The sequence below is a fragment of the Kribbella sp. VKM Ac-2569 genome (assembly GCF_004216905.1).
Lineage (GTDB): Bacteria > Actinomycetota > Actinomycetes > Propionibacteriales > Kribbellaceae > Kribbella.
Genome location: NZ_SGXJ01000003.1, coordinates 1137858 through 1155996, shown reverse-complemented (window position 1 = coordinate 1155996; position 18139 = coordinate 1137858). Strand labels below are relative to the sequence as shown.

General features: G+C 67.8%; 21 protein-coding genes. 9 read left to right on the top strand and 12 right to left on the bottom strand.

What is annotated here, in order from left to right; all coding sequences use genetic code 11:
• Positions 1–45: 45 nt before the first annotated feature.
• Positions 46–948, bottom strand: a complete 903-nt coding sequence (locus EV649_RS25755; RefSeq protein WP_130386108.1) for a neutral zinc metallopeptidase — start codon at positions 946–948, stop codon at positions 46–48.
• Positions 949–1053: 105 nt separating this feature from the next.
• On the opposite strand from EV649_RS25755, the gene abc-f reads away from it, so the two are divergent.
• Both abc-f and EV649_RS25745 read left to right on the top strand, forming a co-directional pair.
• Positions 1054–2652, top strand: coding sequence for a ribosomal protection-like ABC-F family protein (abc-f, locus tag EV649_RS25750; RefSeq protein ID WP_130386107.1), 1599 nt, complete (start codon positions 1054–1056; stop codon positions 2650–2652).
• A gap of 24 nt (positions 2653–2676) precedes the next feature.
• Positions 2677–3447: an enoyl-CoA hydratase/isomerase family protein gene (locus EV649_RS25745; RefSeq protein WP_130386106.1), complete on the top strand. Its 771-nt coding sequence runs from the start codon at positions 2677–2679 to the stop codon at positions 3445–3447.
• Here the strand turns inward: EV649_RS25745 and EV649_RS25740 are convergent.
• The 3 genes from EV649_RS25740 to EV649_RS25730 are packed head-to-tail and all read right to left on the bottom strand — an operon-like array spanning position 3444 to position 4656.
• On the bottom strand, positions 3444–3887 hold the full coding sequence (locus EV649_RS25740) for an SRPBCC domain-containing protein (protein WP_130386105.1): 444 nt from the start codon (positions 3885–3887) through the stop codon (positions 3444–3446). The two genes, EV649_RS25745 and EV649_RS25740, sit on opposite strands and share 4 nt — an antisense overlap.
• A complete protein-coding gene (locus EV649_RS25735) occupies positions 3884–4219 on the bottom strand; it encodes a metalloregulator ArsR/SmtB family transcription factor (protein ID WP_241998637.1) in 336 nt (111 codons plus the stop codon). The genes EV649_RS25740 and EV649_RS25735 overlap by 4 nt, the downstream gene beginning before the upstream one ends.
• Entirely contained in the window at positions 4216–4656 is a 441-nt protein-coding gene (locus EV649_RS25730; RefSeq protein WP_130386104.1) for an SRPBCC family protein, read from the bottom strand. The genes EV649_RS25735 and EV649_RS25730 overlap by 4 nt, the downstream gene beginning before the upstream one ends.
• Positions 4657–4796: 140 nt before the next feature.
• Here EV649_RS25730 and EV649_RS25725 point away from each other — a divergent pair, with 140 nt between their 5' ends.
• Together EV649_RS25725 and EV649_RS40925 are read left to right on the top strand one after the other, a co-directional pair.
• Complete coding sequence (locus EV649_RS25725) at positions 4797–6686, top strand: ABC transporter ATP-binding protein (protein WP_130386297.1); 1890 nt, start codon at positions 4797–4799, stop codon at positions 6684–6686.
• Positions 6686–6862 carry a hypothetical protein gene (locus EV649_RS40925; RefSeq protein ID WP_157996317.1) on the top strand — a complete coding sequence of 59 codons (177 nt, stop codon included), beginning with the start codon at positions 6686–6688 and terminating at the stop codon, positions 6860–6862. Before EV649_RS25725 ends, EV649_RS40925 begins: the two co-directional genes overlap by 1 nt.
• Here the strand turns inward: EV649_RS40925 and EV649_RS25720 are convergent.
• The 3 genes from EV649_RS25720 to EV649_RS25710 all read right to left on the bottom strand — a co-directional run bounded on the left by EV649_RS25720 (position 6846) and on the right by EV649_RS25710 (position 9251).
• The gene (locus tag EV649_RS25720; protein WP_130386103.1) at positions 6846–7352 is read right to left on the bottom strand and encodes a hypothetical protein; all 507 of its coding nucleotides are present in this window, start codon (positions 7350–7352) and stop codon (positions 6846–6848) included. The genes EV649_RS40925 and EV649_RS25720 overlap by 17 nt on opposite strands.
• A gap of 64 nt (positions 7353–7416) precedes the next feature.
• Complete coding sequence (gene uppS / locus EV649_RS25715) at positions 7417–8175, bottom strand: polyprenyl diphosphate synthase (RefSeq protein ID WP_130386102.1); 759 nt, start codon at positions 8173–8175, stop codon at positions 7417–7419.
• Positions 8175–9251 (bottom strand): ATP-dependent DNA ligase, encoded by a 1077-nt coding sequence (locus tag EV649_RS25710; RefSeq protein WP_130386101.1) that lies wholly within the window; start codon positions 9249–9251, stop codon positions 8175–8177. Before EV649_RS25710 ends, uppS begins: the two co-directional genes overlap by 1 nt.
• A gap of 96 nt (positions 9252–9347) precedes the next feature.
• Here EV649_RS25710 and EV649_RS25705 point away from each other — a divergent pair, with 96 nt between their 5' ends.
• Genes EV649_RS25705 through EV649_RS25690 form a run of 4 tightly spaced genes read left to right on the top strand, consistent with a single transcriptional unit; the run spans position 9348 to position 10985 of the window.
• Positions 9348–9908, top strand: coding sequence for a DUF1707 and FHA domain-containing protein (locus EV649_RS25705; RefSeq protein WP_130386100.1), 561 nt, complete (start codon positions 9348–9350; stop codon positions 9906–9908).
• A gap of 38 nt (positions 9909–9946) precedes the next feature.
• A complete protein-coding gene (locus EV649_RS25700) occupies positions 9947–10246 on the top strand; it encodes a hypothetical protein (RefSeq protein WP_130386099.1) in 300 nt (99 codons plus the stop codon).
• The gene (locus tag EV649_RS25695; RefSeq protein WP_130386098.1) at positions 10243–10653 is read left to right on the top strand and encodes a MerR family transcriptional regulator; all 411 of its coding nucleotides are present in this window, start codon (positions 10243–10245) and stop codon (positions 10651–10653) included. The genes EV649_RS25700 and EV649_RS25695 overlap by 4 nt, the downstream gene beginning before the upstream one ends.
• Positions 10650–10985 carry a YnfA family protein gene (locus EV649_RS25690; protein WP_130386097.1) on the top strand — a complete coding sequence of 112 codons (336 nt, stop codon included), beginning with the start codon at positions 10650–10652 and terminating at the stop codon, positions 10983–10985. Before EV649_RS25695 ends, EV649_RS25690 begins: the two co-directional genes overlap by 4 nt.
• 175 nt (positions 10986–11160) lie before the next feature.
• Here EV649_RS25690 and EV649_RS25685 read toward each other — a convergent pair whose 3' ends face one another.
• Positions 11161–11913, bottom strand: coding sequence for a phytanoyl-CoA dioxygenase family protein (locus tag EV649_RS25685; RefSeq protein ID WP_130386096.1), 753 nt, complete (start codon positions 11911–11913; stop codon positions 11161–11163).
• A 117-nt stretch (positions 11914–12030) separates the two neighbouring features.
• Here EV649_RS25685 and EV649_RS25680 point away from each other — a divergent pair, with 117 nt between their 5' ends.
• Positions 12031–12819, top strand: coding sequence for an AraC family transcriptional regulator (locus EV649_RS25680; RefSeq protein ID WP_130386095.1), 789 nt, complete (start codon positions 12031–12033; stop codon positions 12817–12819).
• On the opposite strand, the gene EV649_RS25675 is transcribed toward EV649_RS25680, so the two are convergent.
• From EV649_RS25675 to EV649_RS25660, 4 genes are read right to left on the bottom strand one after another with little or no spacing between them, the layout of a single operon-like run.
• Positions 12763–14643: an ABC transporter ATP-binding protein gene (locus tag EV649_RS25675; protein ID WP_130386094.1), complete on the bottom strand. Its 1881-nt coding sequence runs from the start codon at positions 14641–14643 to the stop codon at positions 12763–12765. The genes EV649_RS25680 and EV649_RS25675 overlap by 57 nt on opposite strands.
• 1 nt (position 14644) lies before the next feature.
• Positions 14645–15472, bottom strand: coding sequence for an ABC transporter permease (locus EV649_RS25670; protein WP_130386093.1), 828 nt, complete (start codon positions 15470–15472; stop codon positions 14645–14647).
• Positions 15469–16464 (bottom strand): ABC transporter permease, encoded by a 996-nt coding sequence (locus tag EV649_RS25665; protein WP_130386092.1) that lies wholly within the window; start codon positions 16462–16464, stop codon positions 15469–15471. The genes EV649_RS25670 and EV649_RS25665 overlap by 4 nt, the downstream gene beginning before the upstream one ends.
• Positions 16465–16468: 4 nt before the next feature.
• Complete coding sequence (locus tag EV649_RS25660; RefSeq protein WP_130386091.1) at positions 16469–18139, bottom strand: ABC transporter substrate-binding protein; 1671 nt, start codon at positions 18137–18139, stop codon at positions 16469–16471.

The window sequence follows — 18139 nt, the reverse complement described above, 5'->3', positions numbered from 1 at the left end:
ACGCTTCCGGCGTGCGGGGCGGTTCGGCGTTTGTCAGAGGGTTTGTCAGAGGGAGCTGGCGGACCAGGTGTCGCAGGCGGTCATGTCGCCGGAGTCCATGCCCTTGGTGAACCAGCGCATGCGTTGTTCGGCGGTGCCGTGGCTGAAGCTTTCCGGGGTGACCTGGCCCTGGGTCTTCGACTGGATGCGGTCGTCGCCGACCGAGGCAGCGGCGTCCAGGCCGCGGGCGATGTCGTCCTCGCTGAGCTCGGTGATCAGCGGCTGGCCGCTCGAGTTCGGGACCGTGGTCGCGTGGTTGGTCCAGATCCCGGCCAGGCAGTCGGCCTGGAGCTCGGAGCGGACCGAGTCGGAGGCAGGGCCGTTGCGGGTCTTGATCCGGTCGAGGATGCCGTACAGGTTCTGGATGTGGTGGCCGTACTCGTGCGCCACGACGTACGCCTCGGCGAACTCGCCGCCGCGGGCGCCCAGGTCCTTCTGCAGCGTCTCGAAGAACCCGATGTCCAGGTACACCCGCTTGTCCGGCGGGCAGTAGAACGGGCCGACCGCGCTGGTCGCCGGGCCGCAGCCGGTGTTCACCGAGCCGTCGAAGACCCGCATCGGCGCCCGGGTGTACTTCTTGCCGCGCCGGGGGAGCTCCGCGGCCCAGAAGCTCTCGATCGAGTTCTGGTAGAACACGAACCGGCAGTCCGAGTTCGACTGCAGATCGGTGCCCTTCTTGCAGGAGCCCAGGTTGCCGGTTGCCGTGTTCTGCGTGACCGGTTCGTCGCTGCCACCTCCGCCTGGCAGGCCGCCGGTCAGGAGCAGGATCACGACGAGCAGGATGATGCCGCCGATACCGCCGCCGACCGGGATCATCCCGCCGGGGAGGCCGCTGCGGCCGCCGCCACCACTACCGCGGGTGTCCTCGACACCGCTGGTGTCGAGATCCGCATCCGGATTGAATTTCACGCCACCTACACTAGACCTGAGAGCGGGGGATTCCGGCGTGCCGTGACACCGCCTGGTACCGCCCTGTCAGCCCGTAGCCCAGCGTAAGGACGCCTGCGACCCCCGATGATCACCGTTTCCAATCTCGAGGTGCGCGTCGGTGCCCGTCAGCTGCTCGCGCCCGCCTCGTTCCGGGTCGGCCCCGGCGACAAGGTCGGGCTGGTCGGCCGCAACGGCGCCGGCAAGACGACGCTGACCAAGATCCTCGCCGGTGAAGGCCTGCCCGCCAGCGGTTCCGTGACGTCTTCGGGCGAGATCGGCTACCTGCCGCAGGACCCGCGCACCGGCGATCTCGAAGTACTGGCCCGGGACCGGATCCTGTCCGCGCGCGGCCTGGACGACGTCGTACGGCGGTTGCGCTCCGCCGAGAAGTCGATGGCCAGTGCGGACGAGAAGACCCGCGCCAAGGGCATGCGGCGGTACGAGCGGGCCGAGGCGGAGCTGCACGCCGCCGGTGGGTACGCCGCCGAGTCCGAGGCAGCCCGGATCGCCGCCAACCTCGGCCTCCCGGACCGCGTCCTCGGCCAGCCGCTGTCGACCCTGTCCGGTGGGCAGCGCCGCCGTGTCGAGCTGGCCCGGATCCTGTTCGCGCAGGCCGAGACGCTGCTGCTCGACGAGCCGACCAACCACCTGGACGCCGACTCGATCATCTGGCTGCGCGACTTCCTGAAGTCGTACGCCGGTGGCGTGATCATGATCAGCCACGACGTGAACCTGCTGCAGGACACCGTCACCCGGGTCTTCCACCTGGACGCGAACCGGGCCGAGATCGACGTCTACAACGTCGGTTGGAAGGCGTACCTGCTCCAGCGGGAGACCGACGAGCGGCGCCGCAAGCGCGAGCGGGCGAATGCGGAGAAGAAGGCGACCCAGCTGGTCGACCAGGCGAACAAGATGCGCGCCAAGGCGACCAAGGCGGCCGCTGCCCAGCAGATGCTGCGGCGGGCCGAGCGGTTGATGTCCTCGCTCGAGGACGAGCGCAAGCAGGATCGCGTCGCGAAGATCTCCTTCCCGACGCCGGCGCCGTGCGGCAAGACGCCGCTGATGGCGCGGGAGCTGTCGAAGTCGTACGGCTCGCTGGAGATCTTCACCGACGTCGACCTGGCGATCGACAAGGGCTCGCGGGTCGTCGTCCTCGGCCTGAACGGCGCCGGCAAGACCACGCTGCTGCGGATCCTCGGCGGGATCGAGAAGGCCGACACCGGTGAGGTGATCGACGGCCACGGCCTCAAGCTCGGGTACTACGCCCAGGAGCACGAGACCCTGGACGTGAACCGGACGGTCCTGGAGAACATGAAGACCGCCGCTCCGGACCTGAACGAGACGCAGGCGCGCAGCGTGCTCGGCTCGTTCCTGTTCACCGGCGACGACGCGGACAAGCCCGCCAAAGTGCTGTCCGGCGGCGAGAAGACCCGTCTCGCCCTGGCCACGCTGGTCGTGTCGGCGGCGAACGTCCTGCTCCTCGACGAGCCGACCAACAACCTGGACCCCGCGTCCCGCGCGGAGGTGCTGAACGCGATCCGCTCGTACACGGGCGCGATCGTCCTGGTCACCCACGACGAGGGCGCCGTCGAGGCCCTCGAACCCGAGCGCGTCGTCCTGCTGCCCGACGGCGTCGAAGACCTCTGGACCAACGAGTACGCCGACCTGATCTCGCTAGCCTGATTACTTCCGAGTAATATCCGGGCCATGACGGATCTCGGACTGCGGTTGACGGTGGACGGACCGGTCGCGCGTGTGGTGCTCGACCGTCCGGAGGTGCGCAACGCCCAGACGCCCGCGATGTGGAGCGCGCTGGCCGATTTCGGTACGGCGTTGCCGTCCGACGTCCGCGTGGTGGTCGTGTCGGGGGAGGGGCCGTCGTTCTCGGCCGGCCTGGACCGCCGGCTGATCATGGGCGACAACGACCTCGGCCAGGAGCCGCTGCTCACCCTCGGCGCCAAGCCGACCGACGAGGTCCTGGAGCTGATCGCGAAGTTCCAGTCCGGGTTCTCCTGGCTGCGACGGCCCGAGATCGTCAGCATCGCCGCGGTGCAGGGACATGCGGTCGGCGCCGGCTTCCAGCTCGCCTTGGCCTGTGACCTCCGGGTCGTCACCCCCGACGCGCGCTTCAGCATGCGCGAGCCGTCCCTTGGGCTGGTCCCGGACCTCGGTGGTACGAAGCCGCTCGTCGAGCTGGTCGGGTACTCGCGGGCGCTGGAGATCTGCGCGACGAGCCGCTGGGTCGAGGCCGCGGAGGCGAAGGAGCTTGGCCTCGCGAACATCGTCGTACCGGCGGACGAGCTGGAGGCGACGGTCAAGGACCTGACCGACGCGTTGCTCGGCCCGCTGCCCGGCGCGATCCGCGAGACCAAGGCGTTGCTCCTCGGTGCCGCGGACCGCGCATACGACGACCAGCTCGAGGCCGAGCGTGAGGCGCAGGAGCGCCGGTTGAAGGAGCTCCTGGCCGCACTCGGTTAGTGCCAGTTGCTGACGAGTACGTCGTGCGGCGCGGGCTCGCCCTTACCGGTCTCGACGTACTGCTTCAGGCTCATCAGGAACGTGGCCCACTTGGTGCTGCAGTGGTACATGAACTCGACCGGCTCGCGCCAGCCTGCCTGCTTGAACAGGATGATCGTGTACTCGTCGGTCTGGGACAGCTCGAAGGTCACGTGGGTGCCGATCCACTCGTCCGGGCCGCCGACGACCTCCCAGTGGACCAGTTCGCCGGGCTTGGTCTCGACGACCTTCATGTCGAAGCCGTCGCCACCCGCCGTGGCGAAGCGGAACTGGATCACCCCGTCGGGGTCGCCGACCGTGTCCTCGGTCCACCAGCCGGCCAGGCCGTCGATCGTGGTGAGTGCGGTGAAGACGTCCTTCGGGGACGCGATGATGCCAACGCGGTGCAGGATGTCGCTCATGGGAGTTTCCTCTCGGCTTGTTCGATCGCCTCGGCGATGCGCTTGATGCGTTGCAGCCGCCGGTCCCAGGCGTCGGTGACGTCGGTCAGCTGGTTGATCGCGTGGCCGAGGCGGTCCTCGTCCACGGTGTAGCGGCGTTCCCGTCCGGACGGCGTGGAGTGCACCAGCCCGGCCCGGTCGAGTACGCCGAGATGCTTTGCGACCGCCTGTCGTGTGACGGGCAGCTGGTCGCTGAGACTGGTCGCCGTACCGCCGCCGCCCGCGAGCAGCAGGTCGAGCATCCGCCGCCGGGTCGGGTCGCCGATCGCCGACCAGAGCTCGTCGTCGATCACGGCCGTTGCGCCAACTTCTCGACGTACGGCGTGATGCGCGGAAGGAAGTAGTCCCAGCCGGACGTGTGGTCGGCGAGCATCTCGTCGGACTTCGACGCCTCGTCGTACCCGGTCTCGGCGAACCGCAGGAGTGTGCCGTCGCCGGTCGGGAGCAGGTCGAAGGTGACCAGCAGTGAGTTCTCCGGGGTGGCGGTCTCGCCGGTGTAGCCCCAGCGGAAGGAGAAGCGACGCGGCGGGTCGGCCTCGACGACCGTCAGCGGCTCGACCTTGTCCCCGTCCGGGCGCCGGAACGTGATCTGCCCGCTCGCGCCGGCCGCCGGGTCGAGGTCCACCTCGTCCGGCCACCACTCGCGCAGGTGCTCCGGCGAGCTGATCACCTCGTAGACCACCTCTGGGCTAGCCTCCACCCGGATCTCCCGCTCGATGCTCCTGGTCATTGCTTCCGTCCTTTCGCAACCTTTGGTTGCATGTGACTCTAGACCAGGCGACGCCGATGCGCAACCAAAGGTTGCGGGAAGCGCGGAGTGACTCCGGGTGTTATGAAGGTTCACTACAGGGAGGGAGCCGGATGTCGGGAATGATGCGCCCAGGTATGGGCGCGATGGGCTGGCGGCGCCAGGACTCGTCGGTCCTCGAGCAGAAGCTCGCCAAGGGCACGCTGCGACGGATCGTCCGGTTCGCGAGGCCGTTCCGCTGGCACATCACGGCGTTCCTGCTGCTGGTGATCGTCTCGGCGGTGCTGGTGATCGCGTCGCCGCTGCTGTTCAAGAAGATCGTCGACGACGGGATCACCAAGGGGAACGCCGGCCTGGTGACCGCGCTCGCCCTGGTGGTCGCGTTGCTCGCGGTCGTGGAGGCGGCGCTCGGCCTGGTGCAGCGCTGGTTCTCGGCGCGGATCGGTGAAGGGCTGATCTTCGACCTGCGGACCAAGGTGTTCGCGCACGTGCAGCGGATGCCGGTCGCGTTCTTCACCCGGACCCAGACCGGTGCCTTGGTCTCGCGGCTCAACAACGACGTGATCGGTGCCCAGCAGGCCTTCACCTCGACACTGTCCGGCGTCGTCTCGAACGTCATCAGCCTGATCCTGGTCATCGGCGCGATGCTCGTGCTGAGCTGGCAGCTGACCGTGGTCGCGATCCTGATGCTGCCGATCTTCCTGATCCCGGCGCGTGTTCTTGGCCGCCGCCTGGCCGCGATGACGCGGGAACAGATGAACCTGAACGCCGAGATGTCCACCTCGATGACCGAGCGCTTCAGCGTCGGCGGCGCGCTCCTCGTCACCCTCTTCGGCCAGCCGCAGATCGAGAACGCCGACTTCGGCGAACGGGCCGGGCGGGTCCGCGACCTGGGCATCCGGATCGCGATGCTCGGCCGAGTGTTCTTCACGGCGCTGACCTTGGTCGCCGCGCTGGCCACAGCCCTGGTGTACGGCGTCGGCGGCAACCTGGCCGTCCGCGAGACGTTGACCATCGGCACGTTGCTCGCGCTCGTCGCCCTGCTCGGCCGGCTGTACGGTCCGCTGACTGCGCTCTCCAACGTCCGCGTCGACGTGATGACGGCATTGGTGTCGTTCGAGCGGGTCTTCGAGGTGCTCGACCTCGAACCGATGATCAAGGACGCCCCGGACGCCACGGATCTGCCGCCCGACGCGGCGAGTGTCGAGTTCGAGCATGTCGCGTTCGCGTACCCGACGGCCGAGCAGGTCTCGCTGGCCAGCCTCGAGTCCGTCGCGGTCCTGGACAAGCGCGTCTCGGCGCAGGTGCTGGAGGACGTGAGTTTCGTCGTACCGTCCGGGCAGATGATTGCCCTGGTCGGCCCGTCCGGGGCCGGCAAGACGACCATCACCAACCTGGTCGCTCGGTTGTACGACGTGACCGGGGGAGCGGTGCGCGTCGGCGGTCAGGACGTCCGCGATGTCACCCTGCAGTCCCTGCACGACACGATCGGGTACGTCACGCAGGACGCGCACATGTTCCACGACACGATCCGCGCCAACCTCGGCTACGCGAAGCCCGACGCGACCGAGGACGAGATGGTCGCGGCGCTGCGGGCCGCGCAGATCTGGGAGCTGGTGTCAGTGTTGCCGGACGGGCTGGACACCGTGGTCGGCGATCGCGGTCACCGGCTGTCCGGTGGCGAGCGGCAACGACTCGCCATCGCCCGGTTGTTGCTGAAGGCCCCGAAGATCGTCGTACTCGACGAGGCGACCGCGCATCTCGACTCGGAGTCCGAGGTCGCGGTTCAGCGGGCGCTGGACACCGCGTTGGAAGGCCGTACGTCGCTGGTGATCGCGCACCGGCTGTCGACGGTGCGGAACGCGGACCTCATCCTGGTGGTTGACCACGGCAACATCGTCGAGCGCGGCACGCACGAGCAGCTGCTCGCGGCCGGCGGCGAGTACGCTGATTTGTACCACACACAGTTCGCGGATTCCGACCAAGTATCTGGCACAGCGGCAGGTGTCTGATGATCAAGCTGGGACTCGTTCTGGCGGCCGGGTACGCCGGCTTCAAGGTCGCGTACCACTCCGAAGACGGCCGCCACTACGGCCGAACCGGTGAACGCGCGGTCCGCACCGGCCTGTCGCTACTCATCGCCAGCCTGGCCGGCGGCATCACTTACGCGGCTATGCTCCCGCACTAGCCGGCTTCGAGTCGTGCTCCAGTAGGTGGAGAACCGGTACGCCGAGGTGGCGGCGGGCCGAGTTGGTCCAGTCGAGGTGGAAGAACTCTGCCACGATGTGCGGCCGGGTGAGGATGATGACCTCCTGGCCGTGGACGTGCTGCACGGTCGCGACCAGGGCGTCGATCGGCCGGTCGTGCGTGATCCCGCCCTCGGCGGCCTGGCCGAGGTCGCGGAGCCGCTGGACGCTCCGCCCGCTGCAGCCCTTGGCCTCGGTGTCGATCGCCTTCTGCGCCTCCGCGAGGTCCTGGCGCTGACCGGCCAGGCCCGGCCCGTAGAGGTCCGCGGTCCCGAGGGCGCTGATCGAGGCCTCGACGCCCGCCTCGGCGTTGTGGCACGGCACCAGCACGTGGTACGTGACCGGATCGGGCATGTCCTGATGGAGTTCGACGACGCGTTTCGCGTCGGGCTCGGACAGTTCCTGTTCGACGAGCAGTACGACGTCGTACATCGTGCCACCTCCGTGCTTACCAGTCGGTATACCCCCAGTGTGCCCCCTCACGGGTTGGAAGTATTCAACTGGATCGTTCCAGTCTCCGCCGTCCGTAGGTGCGGAGCGCCCGGAGCAGGTCCACCTCGCGGAACGCGGGCCAGTACAGGTCGCAGAACTCGATGTCCGAGCGGGTCGCCTGCCACAGCAGGAAGTCCGACATCCGCAGCTCGCCGCTGGTTCGGATGACCAGGTCCGTATCGGGCAAACCCGGCACGTACAGATGCCGGCTGATCTCCTCCTCGCTCAGCGAGTCGGCGACCTCGTCCAGCGACCGACCGCTCGCGGCCGCCTCGTCCAGCACCGCGCGAACGGCGTCCACCACCTCGAGCCGGCCGCTGTAGGCGATTGCGATCGTCAGATCTCCCGCATCGGGGCGGTCGCGCGTTTCCTCCACCGCCTCCTTCAGCGCGCGGGCCGTTGAGTCGGGCAACAAGTCCAGCTGGCCCGCGACGTGCAGCCGCCACCGGTGATCCCGCCGTACATGCTCGGCGAGCACGGTCTCGGTGAGGTTCATCAGGTAGTCGACCTGGTCGGCGTCGCGCTTGCGCAGGTTGCTGGGCGACGCCACCCATGCGGTCACGCACCGGATCCCGGCGTCGGCGCACCAGTTCAGGAAGAGCTCGAGGTGCTCGGCGCCGAAGCGATGACCGATGCGTACGTCGTCGTACCCGGCGCCGCGCGCCCAGCGGCGATTGCCGTCCATCGCGATCGCGACGTGTTCCGGCTTCGGCAGGCCGATTAGCTGGTGGCGGAGGCGGCGCGTGTAGAGGCTGTAGAGCATCAGCGTTGGGCGCTCGACAGTACGTCCGCCAGGTCGAACTTGATCGGCTCCTCCAACTGCTCGTACGTGCAGGACTCCGGAGTGCGGTCCGGACGCCAGCGAACGAACTGCGCCGTGTGCCGGAAGCGGATGCCTTCCATGTGGTCGTAGCGGACCTCGACGACCCGTTCGGGGCGCAGGGGAGTGAAGGACAGGTCCTTGCCTGCCTGCCAGCGGCTGCCTTCGGCGTTGCGCGGCGTACGGACGCCTTCCTCCTGCTTCGCCAACGCCCACGGGTGCTCGTCGAAGGTGGTGACGAGGGGCTGCATCTCCTCGAAGAGCTCCTTGCGGCGCTCCATCGGGAAGGCGCCGATCACGCCGACGCTCGCCAGCGTGCCGTCGTCGTTGTACAGCCCGAGGAGCAGCGAGCCGATCCGGTCCGGGCCGCTCTTGTGCAGGCGATAGCCCGCCACCACGCAGTCCGCCGTACGCTCCGGCTTGATCTTGAACATCACCCGCTTGTCCGGCTGGTACGTCCCGTCCAGCGGCTTGGCGATCAGCCCGTCCAGGCCGGCGCCCTCGAACTGCTCGAACCACTGCGCGGCCGTGTCGTGGTCGGCGGTCGCGGGGGTGACGTGGATCGGTGCCTTCACTCCTGCGAGTGCATCGATCAGCGCCGTACGGCGTTCGCTGAACGGGCGCTCCGTGTAGTCGTCGTCACCGAGCGCCAGCAGGTCGAACGCGACGAACCGGGCCGGGGTCTTCTCGGACAGCATGTTCACGCGGCTCGCGGCCGGGTGGATCCGCTGCTGCAGGACCTCGAAGTCGAGCCGGTCGCCGGAGTCACCGATCACGATGATCTCGCCGTCGATCGCGCAGCGCTCGGGGAGATTCGCCTTCACCGCCTCGACCAGCTCGGGGAAGTACCGCGTCATCGGTTTCTCGTTCCGGCTGCCGATCTCCACCTCGTCGCCGTCGCGGAAGATGATCGACCGGAACCCGTCCCACTTCGGTTCGTAGGACAGGGCCCCGCGGGGGATCTCCTTGACCGGCTTGGCGAGCATCGGCTTGACCGGCGGCATGACAGGCAGTCGCATCCCGTCATTCTGTCCCACAGCGCGGACAGTCACCAGGAACCTACTGTCACAGTCCCGTGGTGGACAGTGAACCGGACCGCCACGGACAATGCCCTCATGAGTACGGTCGGGGTGGAGTGGACGCGTCCGTCGGACGCCGAACGCGACCGTGCACTGGCGATCCTCCGCGACGGCGCCGGATCCGGCCGCCTGTCGCACGACACCTTCATCCGCCGGATGAACTTCGTCCTGCGCGCTCAGAGCCGCGGCGAGCTGGCCGACGTACTCCGCGATCTGCCCCGCGAGCTGCCCAGGGCCGAACCTCGTGGCGTCAGCTGGCTGCGTGACCTGCGCGCCAAGTTCTCACGATCGGGCCGGACCACTTCGCCGTACCACGCCGTGGCCGCTCCTGCATCGCTGGCGCTGCCGGCGCCGGGTTCGCCCACCGTCCGCATCGGGCGCTTCCCGGGAGCGACGCTCCGGCTCGGGGATGTCACCGTGTCGCGGTTCCACGCCGAACTCCGGCATCTGGGCGACGGCTGGATGCTCCGCGACCTGGGCTCGATGAACGGGACGTGCGTCAACGACCTCCGGATCACCACCACGGTCCGCGTCCGCCCCGGCGACCGGGTGAGCTTCGGCGCGGTCGTCTTCACGCTGACGTATCGCGGGCAGTAGTTGCATTCGGTACGTCGGTACAGGTTTACCGTCGAACCATGGACGAAATCTGGGCCCCGGAAACCTGCACCCTGCCCACCGCGGAGCGGCCGTTCCGCGTGGCCGAGTTCGACGACCTGTTCAGCACCTACCTGCAGGGCGCCGTACGCGTAGACCCGCAGACGCTCGACCTCACGCTCGACGCAGACGCCCGTACGACGGTCGAGGACCTCACTGCCCGCGAGAACGAGTGCTGCTCCTTCTTCACCTTCACCATGACCGGCACGACCCTTCGCATCACGGTCCCGCCGACGCAGACCGCCGTACTCGACGGCCTGTCCGAACGCCTGCCGCGATGAGATCGAGCGAGGTAGCCGCCGCGGCCGGGGTCAATCTGCAGACACTGCGGTATTACGAACGCCGCGGACTGCTCGACGAACCGGACCGCACCCTCGGCGGCCACCGCCTCTATCCCGCGGAGGCCGTCACGACGCTGCGCGTGATCAAGGCGGCGCAGCGGCTCGGGTTCACGCTCGCCGAGATCTCCGAACTGCTCGACACCGCCAGGCATCGGCATGCACGCGGCGGGGGAGCCGGACTGCAGACCCGCGCCCGCGAGAAACTGGCCGACGTGGAAGCGAAACTCGCCGACCTGACCGTCATCGCCCAGACCCTCCGTGCCGGCATAGCCGCCGGCTGCGACAACCTGGACACCTGCGCCGGCAACCCCGACTGCCCCCTGCCCTTCTCGGAGATCGCTCAGTGAGCGTCTTGAAGTCCGTCGTACTCTTCCTGCTGGCGGCACTCGCCGAGATCGGCGGAGCCTGGCTGATCTGGCAAGGCTGGCGCGAACACCGCGGCCTGCTCTGGATCGCCGGCGGAATAGTTGCCCTAGGCGCCTACGGCTTCGTCGCCACCTTCCAGCCCGACCCCCACTTCGGCCGAATCCTCGCCGCCTACGGCGGAATCTTCGTAGCCGGCTCCCTGACCTGGGGCGTCCTGGTCGACCATTTCAGACCCGACCGCTACGACCTGATCGGCGCCACCATCTGCCTCCTAGGCGTCCTAGTCATCATGTACGCGCCCCGCACCCCCTGACCATGTTCGGAGAGTTGTCTCCTGACGGCCGACGAGGTCCGGTCCAAGGCTGCCGCGAGATGCCATCCACCGAGCTGCATCTCACGGGTGACTGAGGGAGGTTGGGGAGGATTTTGTACCGAATCGGGCAGGTAATCCTCCCCAGGCCTCTGCCTGACGGTCCGCGAGGGTGGTGTCAGTGGGGGGCTATGTTTTGGCCGGCGGTTAGGAAGGGGTCGAAGGAGCCGTGGGGGCCTGAGCCGTTTTTGGCGGGGATGATTTCTTGGGAGTACTGGGCGATGTAGACGCGGCGGTTTCGGTTGGTGAGGTTGGGGCCGCTGCGGTGGATGACGACGCTGGAGAAGACGACGATCGAGCCGGCGGCGGCGGTCATCGGGATGCCGGGGTCGGTGCCGAAGTAGCAGACCATGTCGTTGAGCTCGGGGTCCTGGATGTGCTTGATGTACGACCTGATGCCGGACCGCGAGTACGGCAGCAGGTACACCGAGCCGTTCTCCTCGGTGACGTCGTCGAGAGCGATCCAGCAGGTGAGGTACGGCGCGTGGTCCTCGTGCACGTAGCCGGAGTCCTGGTGCCACGCGAACGCCGTGTTCGGGTCGCCGGCCTTGATCACGTACTGCTCCCAGAACAGGTACGCCTCATCGCCCAGCGTCGCCCGGCAGATCTCGGCCATCGTGTCGCTGAACAGGAACTGCCGTAGCTCGGGCCGGTCCTGGTAGATCATGCTGCTGAAGTACCGCTTGCCCCGGTGGTTGATCCCGATCGAGTCGGTGCCGGCCGCATCCATCGCGGCGTCGAGCTTGTCGATCGAGTACTGCGCTCCGCCACGCAACAGCTCGAGCTGCTCGTCGGTGAGCACGCGGTCCAGCACGAAGTACCCCTCGTCGCGGAACTGCGCCAGGTGCTCGGGTGTGACCAGGTCGTTCATCAGGTCCTCCGTTCCATCGGCTTACCTGCAACGCTAAGACGGCGCCGACGGCCGGAGAATGTCTCCCCGCGACCCGGACATGAACATTTTGGCGCGGCCGCTGGGTAATGTCGGAGCATGAGCGGGCGGACGGTAGTGGCGATCACCGACGGCCCGGTGACGCGGCTCGGTCAGTTGGTGCTCGCCGGCGAGGTGGTCGACGACGAGCCGATCATGTCGTCGTCGTTGCGGGTGCTGGACGCGTACGTGCTGTCCGTGCTGATCGATGGCGAAGGCAACTATCGGGACGCGAGCGGTCGCGACGAGCGGATCCGGCCGGGCGCGCACACGATCGTGCCACCCGGGTTCCCGCACACGTATCGCACCGATCCGGGGGAGCGGTGGACCGAACTGTTCGTCGTCTTCGCCGGACCGCTGTTCGACTCAATGGATCACCTGACCGCCGCCGGCCCGCGGTACCCGGTGCCGCAGCCCTCGATCGAGGCGCTACGGACAGTACTGCGGGCACCGCCGCGGACCCGACGTGTCGCCGAGCACCAACTGCTGGCGCTGGCCGACTGGCTCGTCGACGTCGAGGACACCGCGGAAGACCTGAGCGTCGAGATTGCGGACGCGATGGGCCGCCTGGCCGACGACCTCACCGCGAGCACCAACCTCGCCACCATCGCGGCCGAGTCCGGACTGAGCTACGACACGTTCCGCCGAAGATTCGCGGCGCAGGTCGGCCAGACGCCGGCCGCGTTCCGGAACGTACGTCGCCTGCAGGCCGCGGCCACGTTGCTACGCCTGACCGACCTCACCCATCGCGAGATCGCGCGAACTCTCGGTTTCGCGGACGAGTTCCACCTGTCACGCCGATTCCGCTCCCATTTCGGTGTCTCCCCGCGCGACTACCGGCGTACCTGAGGCACCGGGACGGGGAATCGCCGCCAGCAGTTTGCGGGTGTACGGATCCTTGGCCTCGCCAATGACCTGGAGCGTCGGCCCGCGCTCCACCATCACGCCCTCGTTCAGCACCATCACCTCGTCGGCCAGCAACCGGGCGCTCAGCAGGTCGTGCGTGATGTACAACATGGCGATGCCGCGGTCGCGGACCAACGCGTCGAGCAACGCGATGATCTCGGCGCGGATGGACACGTCGAGCATCGAGATCGGCTCGTCGGCGATCACCACCTCGGGTTCCGGCGCCAGCGCCCGCGCGATGACCACGCGTTGCCGCTGCCCGCCGGACAGCTGGTGCGGCAGCTTGTCCAGGTACTGCGCTGCCGGCGAGAGCCCAACCGTTTCGAGCAGCTCGCCCGCCCGCGCCCGAGCCTCGGCACCGCTCAGCCCGAGGTGATTGCGCAACGGCCGGGAGAGCGCATAGGCCACCGTCCGGGTCGGGTTCAGCGCGGAGAACGGATCCTGGAAGACCAGTTGCACGTGCCGCCGGTACTTCCGCAGCGCACGCCGTCGCAGGTGATCGACCGGCGCATCCTTGAACCGGATCGAGCCCGCGGTCGGCCGTTCCACACCGGTGAGCATGCGCGCGATCGTGGTCTTGCCGGAGCCGCTCTGGCCGACCAGCGCGGTGACCTGCCCCGGTCGCAACGCGAACGACACATCGTCGACGGCCGTGGTCACGGTCGTGGTCAGGCCACGCCTGGTCCGATAGATCTTGCTGATGCCCTCGACCACCAGCACCGGATCGGCATCGGCGAGCGCGGACGGTCCGGCGGCGAACACCTGGTCGCGATGGCGCAGCGCGGCCGCCTTGTCGAGCACTGCCCGGTCGCCGACCGACTCCTCCACAAGGAGACATCGGACCTGACCACGCCCCGCGGGCAGCAGATCGGGGTGCACGGTCCGGCATCTGTCCACGGCGACCGGGCAGCGCGGCTGGAAGAGGCAGCCGGCGTGCGACTGCGACAGGTCCGGCGGCCGCCCGGGGATGAACTCGACTTCGACGATCTCGTCGCGAGGATCGGCGTACGAGCCGAGCAGGCCGGCGCTGTACGGGTGCAGGTGGCGCGTCACCATCTCCGCCGCCGGCTGGTCCTCGACGAGCTCCCCGGCGTACATCACCATCACCCGGTCGGCCAGCTCCATCACCGTGCCGAGGTCGTGGCTGATGAACAGTACGGCGAACCCGAGCCGCGCCTGCAGAACGCGCAACCGGTCGAGGATGTCGCGTTGTACGACGACGTCCAGGCCCGTGGTCGGTTCGTCGAGCAGAACGAATCGCGGCTCGAGCGCGAGCGCCAAGGCGAGCGCAACCCGCTGTTTCATGCCGCCGGACAGCTCATGCGGAAATCGACCGAGCACCGAACGGTCGAGCGACACCATCTCGAGGAGCTCGCCGGCCCGATCGTCCACGTCCACGTCGTTGTCATGGGCCTCGAACGTGTCGGCGAACTGGCTTCGGATGGTGATCACCGGGTTCAGCGAGTTCATGCTCGACTGGAAGACCGTGGACAGGTCGACCCAGCGCAGCGACCGCAGGTCGTCCTCGCTCGTCGACGTGATGTCCTTGCCATCGAACGTGATCGTCCCGCCGGTGATCGCGGCCGGCTTGTCCAGCAACCGCAGTACGGCGTTGCCCAGCGTCGACTTGCCGCAGCCGGATTCGCCGAGCAGACCGACGAACTCGCCGTCGTGCACCTCGAAACTGACCCCGTCGACGGCCCGTACGGTGTCCGCATCGCGCGGGCTGTACGTGACGCTCAGGTCGCGTACCTCGAGCAGCGCCATCTCAGTCCTCCCTCAAGTGCGGGTTGCTCAGCGCATCGATGCCGAAGTTCATCAGCGTGAACGACGTGATCAGCAGCGCGAGCACGAGTCCGGGCGCCACCAGCCAGGCCCACTGGCCGGTGGTCAGCGCGCCGCCGAGGCTGGCCTGGTTGAGCATGGTTCCCCAGCTCACCGTCTGCGGGTCGCCGAGCCCGAGGAACGCCAGGCCGGCCTCGGCGCCGATCGCGCCGAGCGCCGCGCCCATGAAACCGACCACGATCAGCGAGATCATGTTCGGCACGATCTCGAACGCGATGATCCGGGCCGTGCTGTCACCGGCGAACTTGGCCGCGGTGATGTAGTCGCGCGTGCGCAACGTGATGATCTGCGCCCGTTTGATCCGGGCGCCGTACGCCCACCCGGTCACGGTGATCACGACGATGATCAGGCCGAGGCCCTTCACCGGCGCGTACCCGGCCAGCACGACCATCAGCGGCAGCACCGGCACCACCAGGCCGAGGTTGATGAAGAACGAGAGAACCTCGTCCACCACACCGCGCAGGTACCCGGCGGTGAGGCCGACGGCCATCGCGATGAGTGTGCTCAGTACGCCGGCCACCAGCCCGACGATGAGCGACGTACGAGCGCCGTACACGAGTTGCGAGAACACGTCCTCGCCACGCGCCGTCGTACCCAACCAATGCGCACCGGACGGTCCTTCGGACGCCCCGAAGTCGGAGACGCGCGGACCGTACGGCGCGATCACCGCCGCGAACACTGCGATCAAGATGAAGGCCGCCAGCATGATCATGCCCGCGCGACACTTGCTGTTGCGCCAGAGGATCGTCATGTTGCCTCCGCCCGTCGTACCCGCGGATCGAGGAAGCCGTACGTGACGTCGGCGAGGAAATTCGCGATCAGGACGCCGATCGTGGTGAACAGGAACAGCGCCTGCATCAGCGGATAGTCCTTGTTCGACACGGCTTCCAGCAGCAGCCGGCCGAGCCCGGGGTAGTTGAAGATCGTCTCCACCAGTACGGTCCCGCCCAGCAGGCCGCCGAGCGCGATCGCGAACCCGGTGACGTTGGGCAGGATCGCGATCCGGGCGCCGTACGTGAGCGCGATCCGCCGCCGCGGCAGTCCCTTCGCACGGGCCAGCCGCGCGTAGTCCTCGCCCAGCGTCTGCACCATGTTGTTGCGCATGCCGATGATCCAGCCGACCGGTCCGGTGATCAGCAAGGCCAGCGCCGGCAGAACGCTGTGCTGGAAGGCGTCCGAGAAGAACAGCCACGTCCAGCTCGGACTGCTGCCACCGCCGTACCCGCCGCCGTCAGGGAACCAGTTCAGCGTGATCGCGAACACGAAGATCAGCAGCAGCCCGATCCAGAAGAACGGCAGCGTGCCGACGAACGTCGAGCCGAGCGTGATCACCGAGTCGACCCGCGAGTTCCGCCGGTACGCCGCCCACGCACCGAGCAACGTGCCGATCGCGAACGACGCGATCTGGGTGACCCCGACCAGGATCAACGTCCACGGCAACGCCGTCGCGATCATGGCCGTCACCGAGTACGGGTAGTACGAGTACGAGACGCCGAACTGCCCGTGGACCACGGCTCCGAGATAGTCCCAGTACTGCGACAGCAGGTTCCCGTCGTGGGTGCCGAGCATCTTGCGGATGGCCGCCAGTTGCGCCGGGTTGACCGCCTGGGTGTTGCCCTGGAGCCGCGCCAGCAGCGCCTGGGCGGGATCCCCCGGCTGCAGCCGGGGGATCAGGAAGTTCAGCGTCACCGCGGCCCACAAGGTGGCCACGAAGAAGCCGGTCCGCCGGAGGAAGTACAGCATCTCCTCAGCTCCCGGCCGGGACCAGGTGCGTCAGTACGACCAGGCCGTTCCCGCCGTCGGCGTACGGGTCTTGCGCGCTCGGCCAGCCTTCGGCCTTGGTGGTGTCGTACTGGAACCACTTGGCGCCGTACCAGATCGGGATCGTCGGCACCTGGTTCATCATGATGTCGACGAGGCCGGCGACAGCCTCCTTCTGCGCCTTCTCATCGGGCGAGACCTGCAGCGTGTGCAGCAGTTCGTCGGTCTTCGGGTCCTGCCAGCGGATCTCGTTGCTGGCCGCCTTCTTGCCGACCGGCGCGGTCCGGGCGCTGTTCAGCGGATCGGAGAAGTTGGCGTACATGTTGCAGCCGCCGCCGAAGACGCCGAACGTCATGTCGTAGTTGCCGGTGGCCCGGTCCTGGTTGTTCGCGTCCGGCGTCGGTGTGTCCTTCGAGACGGTGATGCCGAGCGCCTGCAGGTTCTTGATCAGGATGTCAGCAGCCGCGACCCAGTCGACGTACGACCCGGGCACCTTGAAGCTGAACGAGATCGGCTTGCCGTCCTTGCCGAGCCGGCGGCCCTTGCTGTCCTTGGCGTACCCGGCGTCGGTCAGGGCCTTGTCGGCCGCTGCGGCGTCGTACCCGATCCGGCCGTCGTCCGCGAGACCCTGCGGCAGCCAGTCCTTCTGACCCGGTACGACGAGGCCGCTCTGGCTGGCCTGGGTCACGTACCCGAGCTGTGCCTTGTCGATCACCTGCTTGTCGTCGAAGGCCGTGGTCAGTGCCTTGCGGAAGCCGACGTCGTTGAACGGAGCCTTGGTCAGGTTCATGTACACACTGATGACGCCACCAGGCGCGTACCAGTAGTGGTGGTGCTCGGGGTCGCGGTCGACGTACGCCTTCTTGATGTTCTGTACGAACATCGCGTTGGTGTCGTACTCACCGCGGCTCAGTTTCAGCTGCTCGACCTGCCCGCCGGCGTCGGCCTTGTTGAACCGGATCTCGTTCACCTTGATCTTGTCGGCCTGCCAGTAGTCAGGGTTCCGCTCGACCACCAGCTGGCGCGGGTTGAACGACTTCAGCTTCATCGGGCCGGTGCCCACCGGCGCGGTCGCGTTCACGAACGTCGTCGGGTCGGCGACCTTCGACCAGATGTGCTGGGGCACGATCTTCACGCCGCTGACCTGGGTGAACGCCGAGGCGCCGGGCTGCTTGAACGTGAAGGTCACCTTCTCGTCGCCGTCAGCCTTGACCGACGCGAGGGACGTCCACACCCCTTGGGTGTCGAGTACGTCGAACTTCTTCAGCATGTTGAACGTGAACTCGACGTCCTTCGCGCTGAACGGCTGACCGTCGTTCCACTTGACCCCACTGCGGATCGTATAGACGAGCGTCTTCGGATCGGACCACTGGTACGCCGTCGCGAGCCAGGGGATTGCCTTGCAGCTGTAGGTCTCGACGTTCATCAAACTCTCGTAAATATAGTCGGCCGCGCTGAGCTTGGTGGCGTCGAGGTAGGGGTTGTAGTTGGCCTTCGGGGTGGTTCCGCCGCCGAAGTCGCCGTAGTTGAGGAAGTCGATCATTCCGCTGCCGGCGGACGATTTCTGGGCTCCTTCGGTGCCGGTGCATCCGGTGAGCACCAATGCCGCACTTGCCGCTACCGCTACGAATGTCCTGCGCCATGGTCGTCTGGTCAT

What these genes read in the sequence shown, in the direction of transcription:
- abc-f (WP_130386107.1), top strand. Translation starts at nt 1,054, where the DNA reads ATGATCACCGTTTCCAATCTCGAGGTGCGCGTCGGTGCCCGTCAGCTG.
- EV649_RS25745 (WP_130386106.1), top strand. Translation starts at nt 2,677, where the DNA reads ATGACGGATCTCGGACTGCGGTTGACGGTGGACGGACCGGTCGCGCGT.
- EV649_RS25740 (WP_130386105.1), bottom strand. Translation starts at nt 3,887, where the DNA reads ATGAGCGACATCCTGCACCGCGTTGGCATCATCGCGTCCCCGAAGGAC.
- EV649_RS25730 (WP_130386104.1), bottom strand. Translation starts at nt 4,656, where the DNA reads ATGACCAGGAGCATCGAGCGGGAGATCCGGGTGGAGGCTAGCCCAGAG.
- EV649_RS25725 (WP_130386297.1), top strand. Translation starts at nt 4,797, where the DNA reads ATGATGCGCCCAGGTATGGGCGCGATGGGCTGGCGGCGCCAGGACTCG.
- EV649_RS40925 (WP_157996317.1), top strand. Translation starts at nt 6,686, where the DNA reads ATGATCAAGCTGGGACTCGTTCTGGCGGCCGGGTACGCCGGCTTCAAG.
- EV649_RS25720 (WP_130386103.1), bottom strand. Translation starts at nt 7,352, where the DNA reads ATGTACGACGTCGTACTGCTCGTCGAACAGGAACTGTCCGAGCCCGAC.
- uppS (WP_130386102.1), bottom strand. Translation starts at nt 8,175, where the DNA reads ATGCTCTACAGCCTCTACACGCGCCGCCTCCGCCACCAGCTAATCGGC.
- EV649_RS25710 (WP_130386101.1), bottom strand. Translation starts at nt 9,251, where the DNA reads ATGCGACTGCCTGTCATGCCGCCGGTCAAGCCGATGCTCGCCAAGCCG.
- EV649_RS25705 (WP_130386100.1), top strand. Translation starts at nt 9,348, where the DNA reads ATGAGTACGGTCGGGGTGGAGTGGACGCGTCCGTCGGACGCCGAACGC.
- EV649_RS25700 (WP_130386099.1), top strand. Translation starts at nt 9,947, where the DNA reads ATGGACGAAATCTGGGCCCCGGAAACCTGCACCCTGCCCACCGCGGAG.
- EV649_RS25695 (WP_130386098.1), top strand. Translation starts at nt 10,243, where the DNA reads ATGAGATCGAGCGAGGTAGCCGCCGCGGCCGGGGTCAATCTGCAGACA.
- EV649_RS25685 (WP_130386096.1), bottom strand. Translation starts at nt 11,913, where the DNA reads ATGAACGACCTGGTCACACCCGAGCACCTGGCGCAGTTCCGCGACGAG.
- EV649_RS25680 (WP_130386095.1), top strand. Translation starts at nt 12,031, where the DNA reads ATGAGCGGGCGGACGGTAGTGGCGATCACCGACGGCCCGGTGACGCGG.
- EV649_RS25675 (WP_130386094.1), bottom strand. Translation starts at nt 14,643, where the DNA reads ATGGCGCTGCTCGAGGTACGCGACCTGAGCGTCACGTACAGCCCGCGC.
- EV649_RS25670 (WP_130386093.1), bottom strand. Translation starts at nt 15,472, where the DNA reads ATGACGATCCTCTGGCGCAACAGCAAGTGTCGCGCGGGCATGATCATG.
- EV649_RS25665 (WP_130386092.1), bottom strand. Translation starts at nt 16,464, where the DNA reads ATGCTGTACTTCCTCCGGCGGACCGGCTTCTTCGTGGCCACCTTGTGG.
- EV649_RS25660 (WP_130386091.1), bottom strand. Translation starts at nt 18,139, where the DNA reads ATGACCAGACGACCATGGCGCAGGACATTCGTAGCGGTAGCGGCAAGT.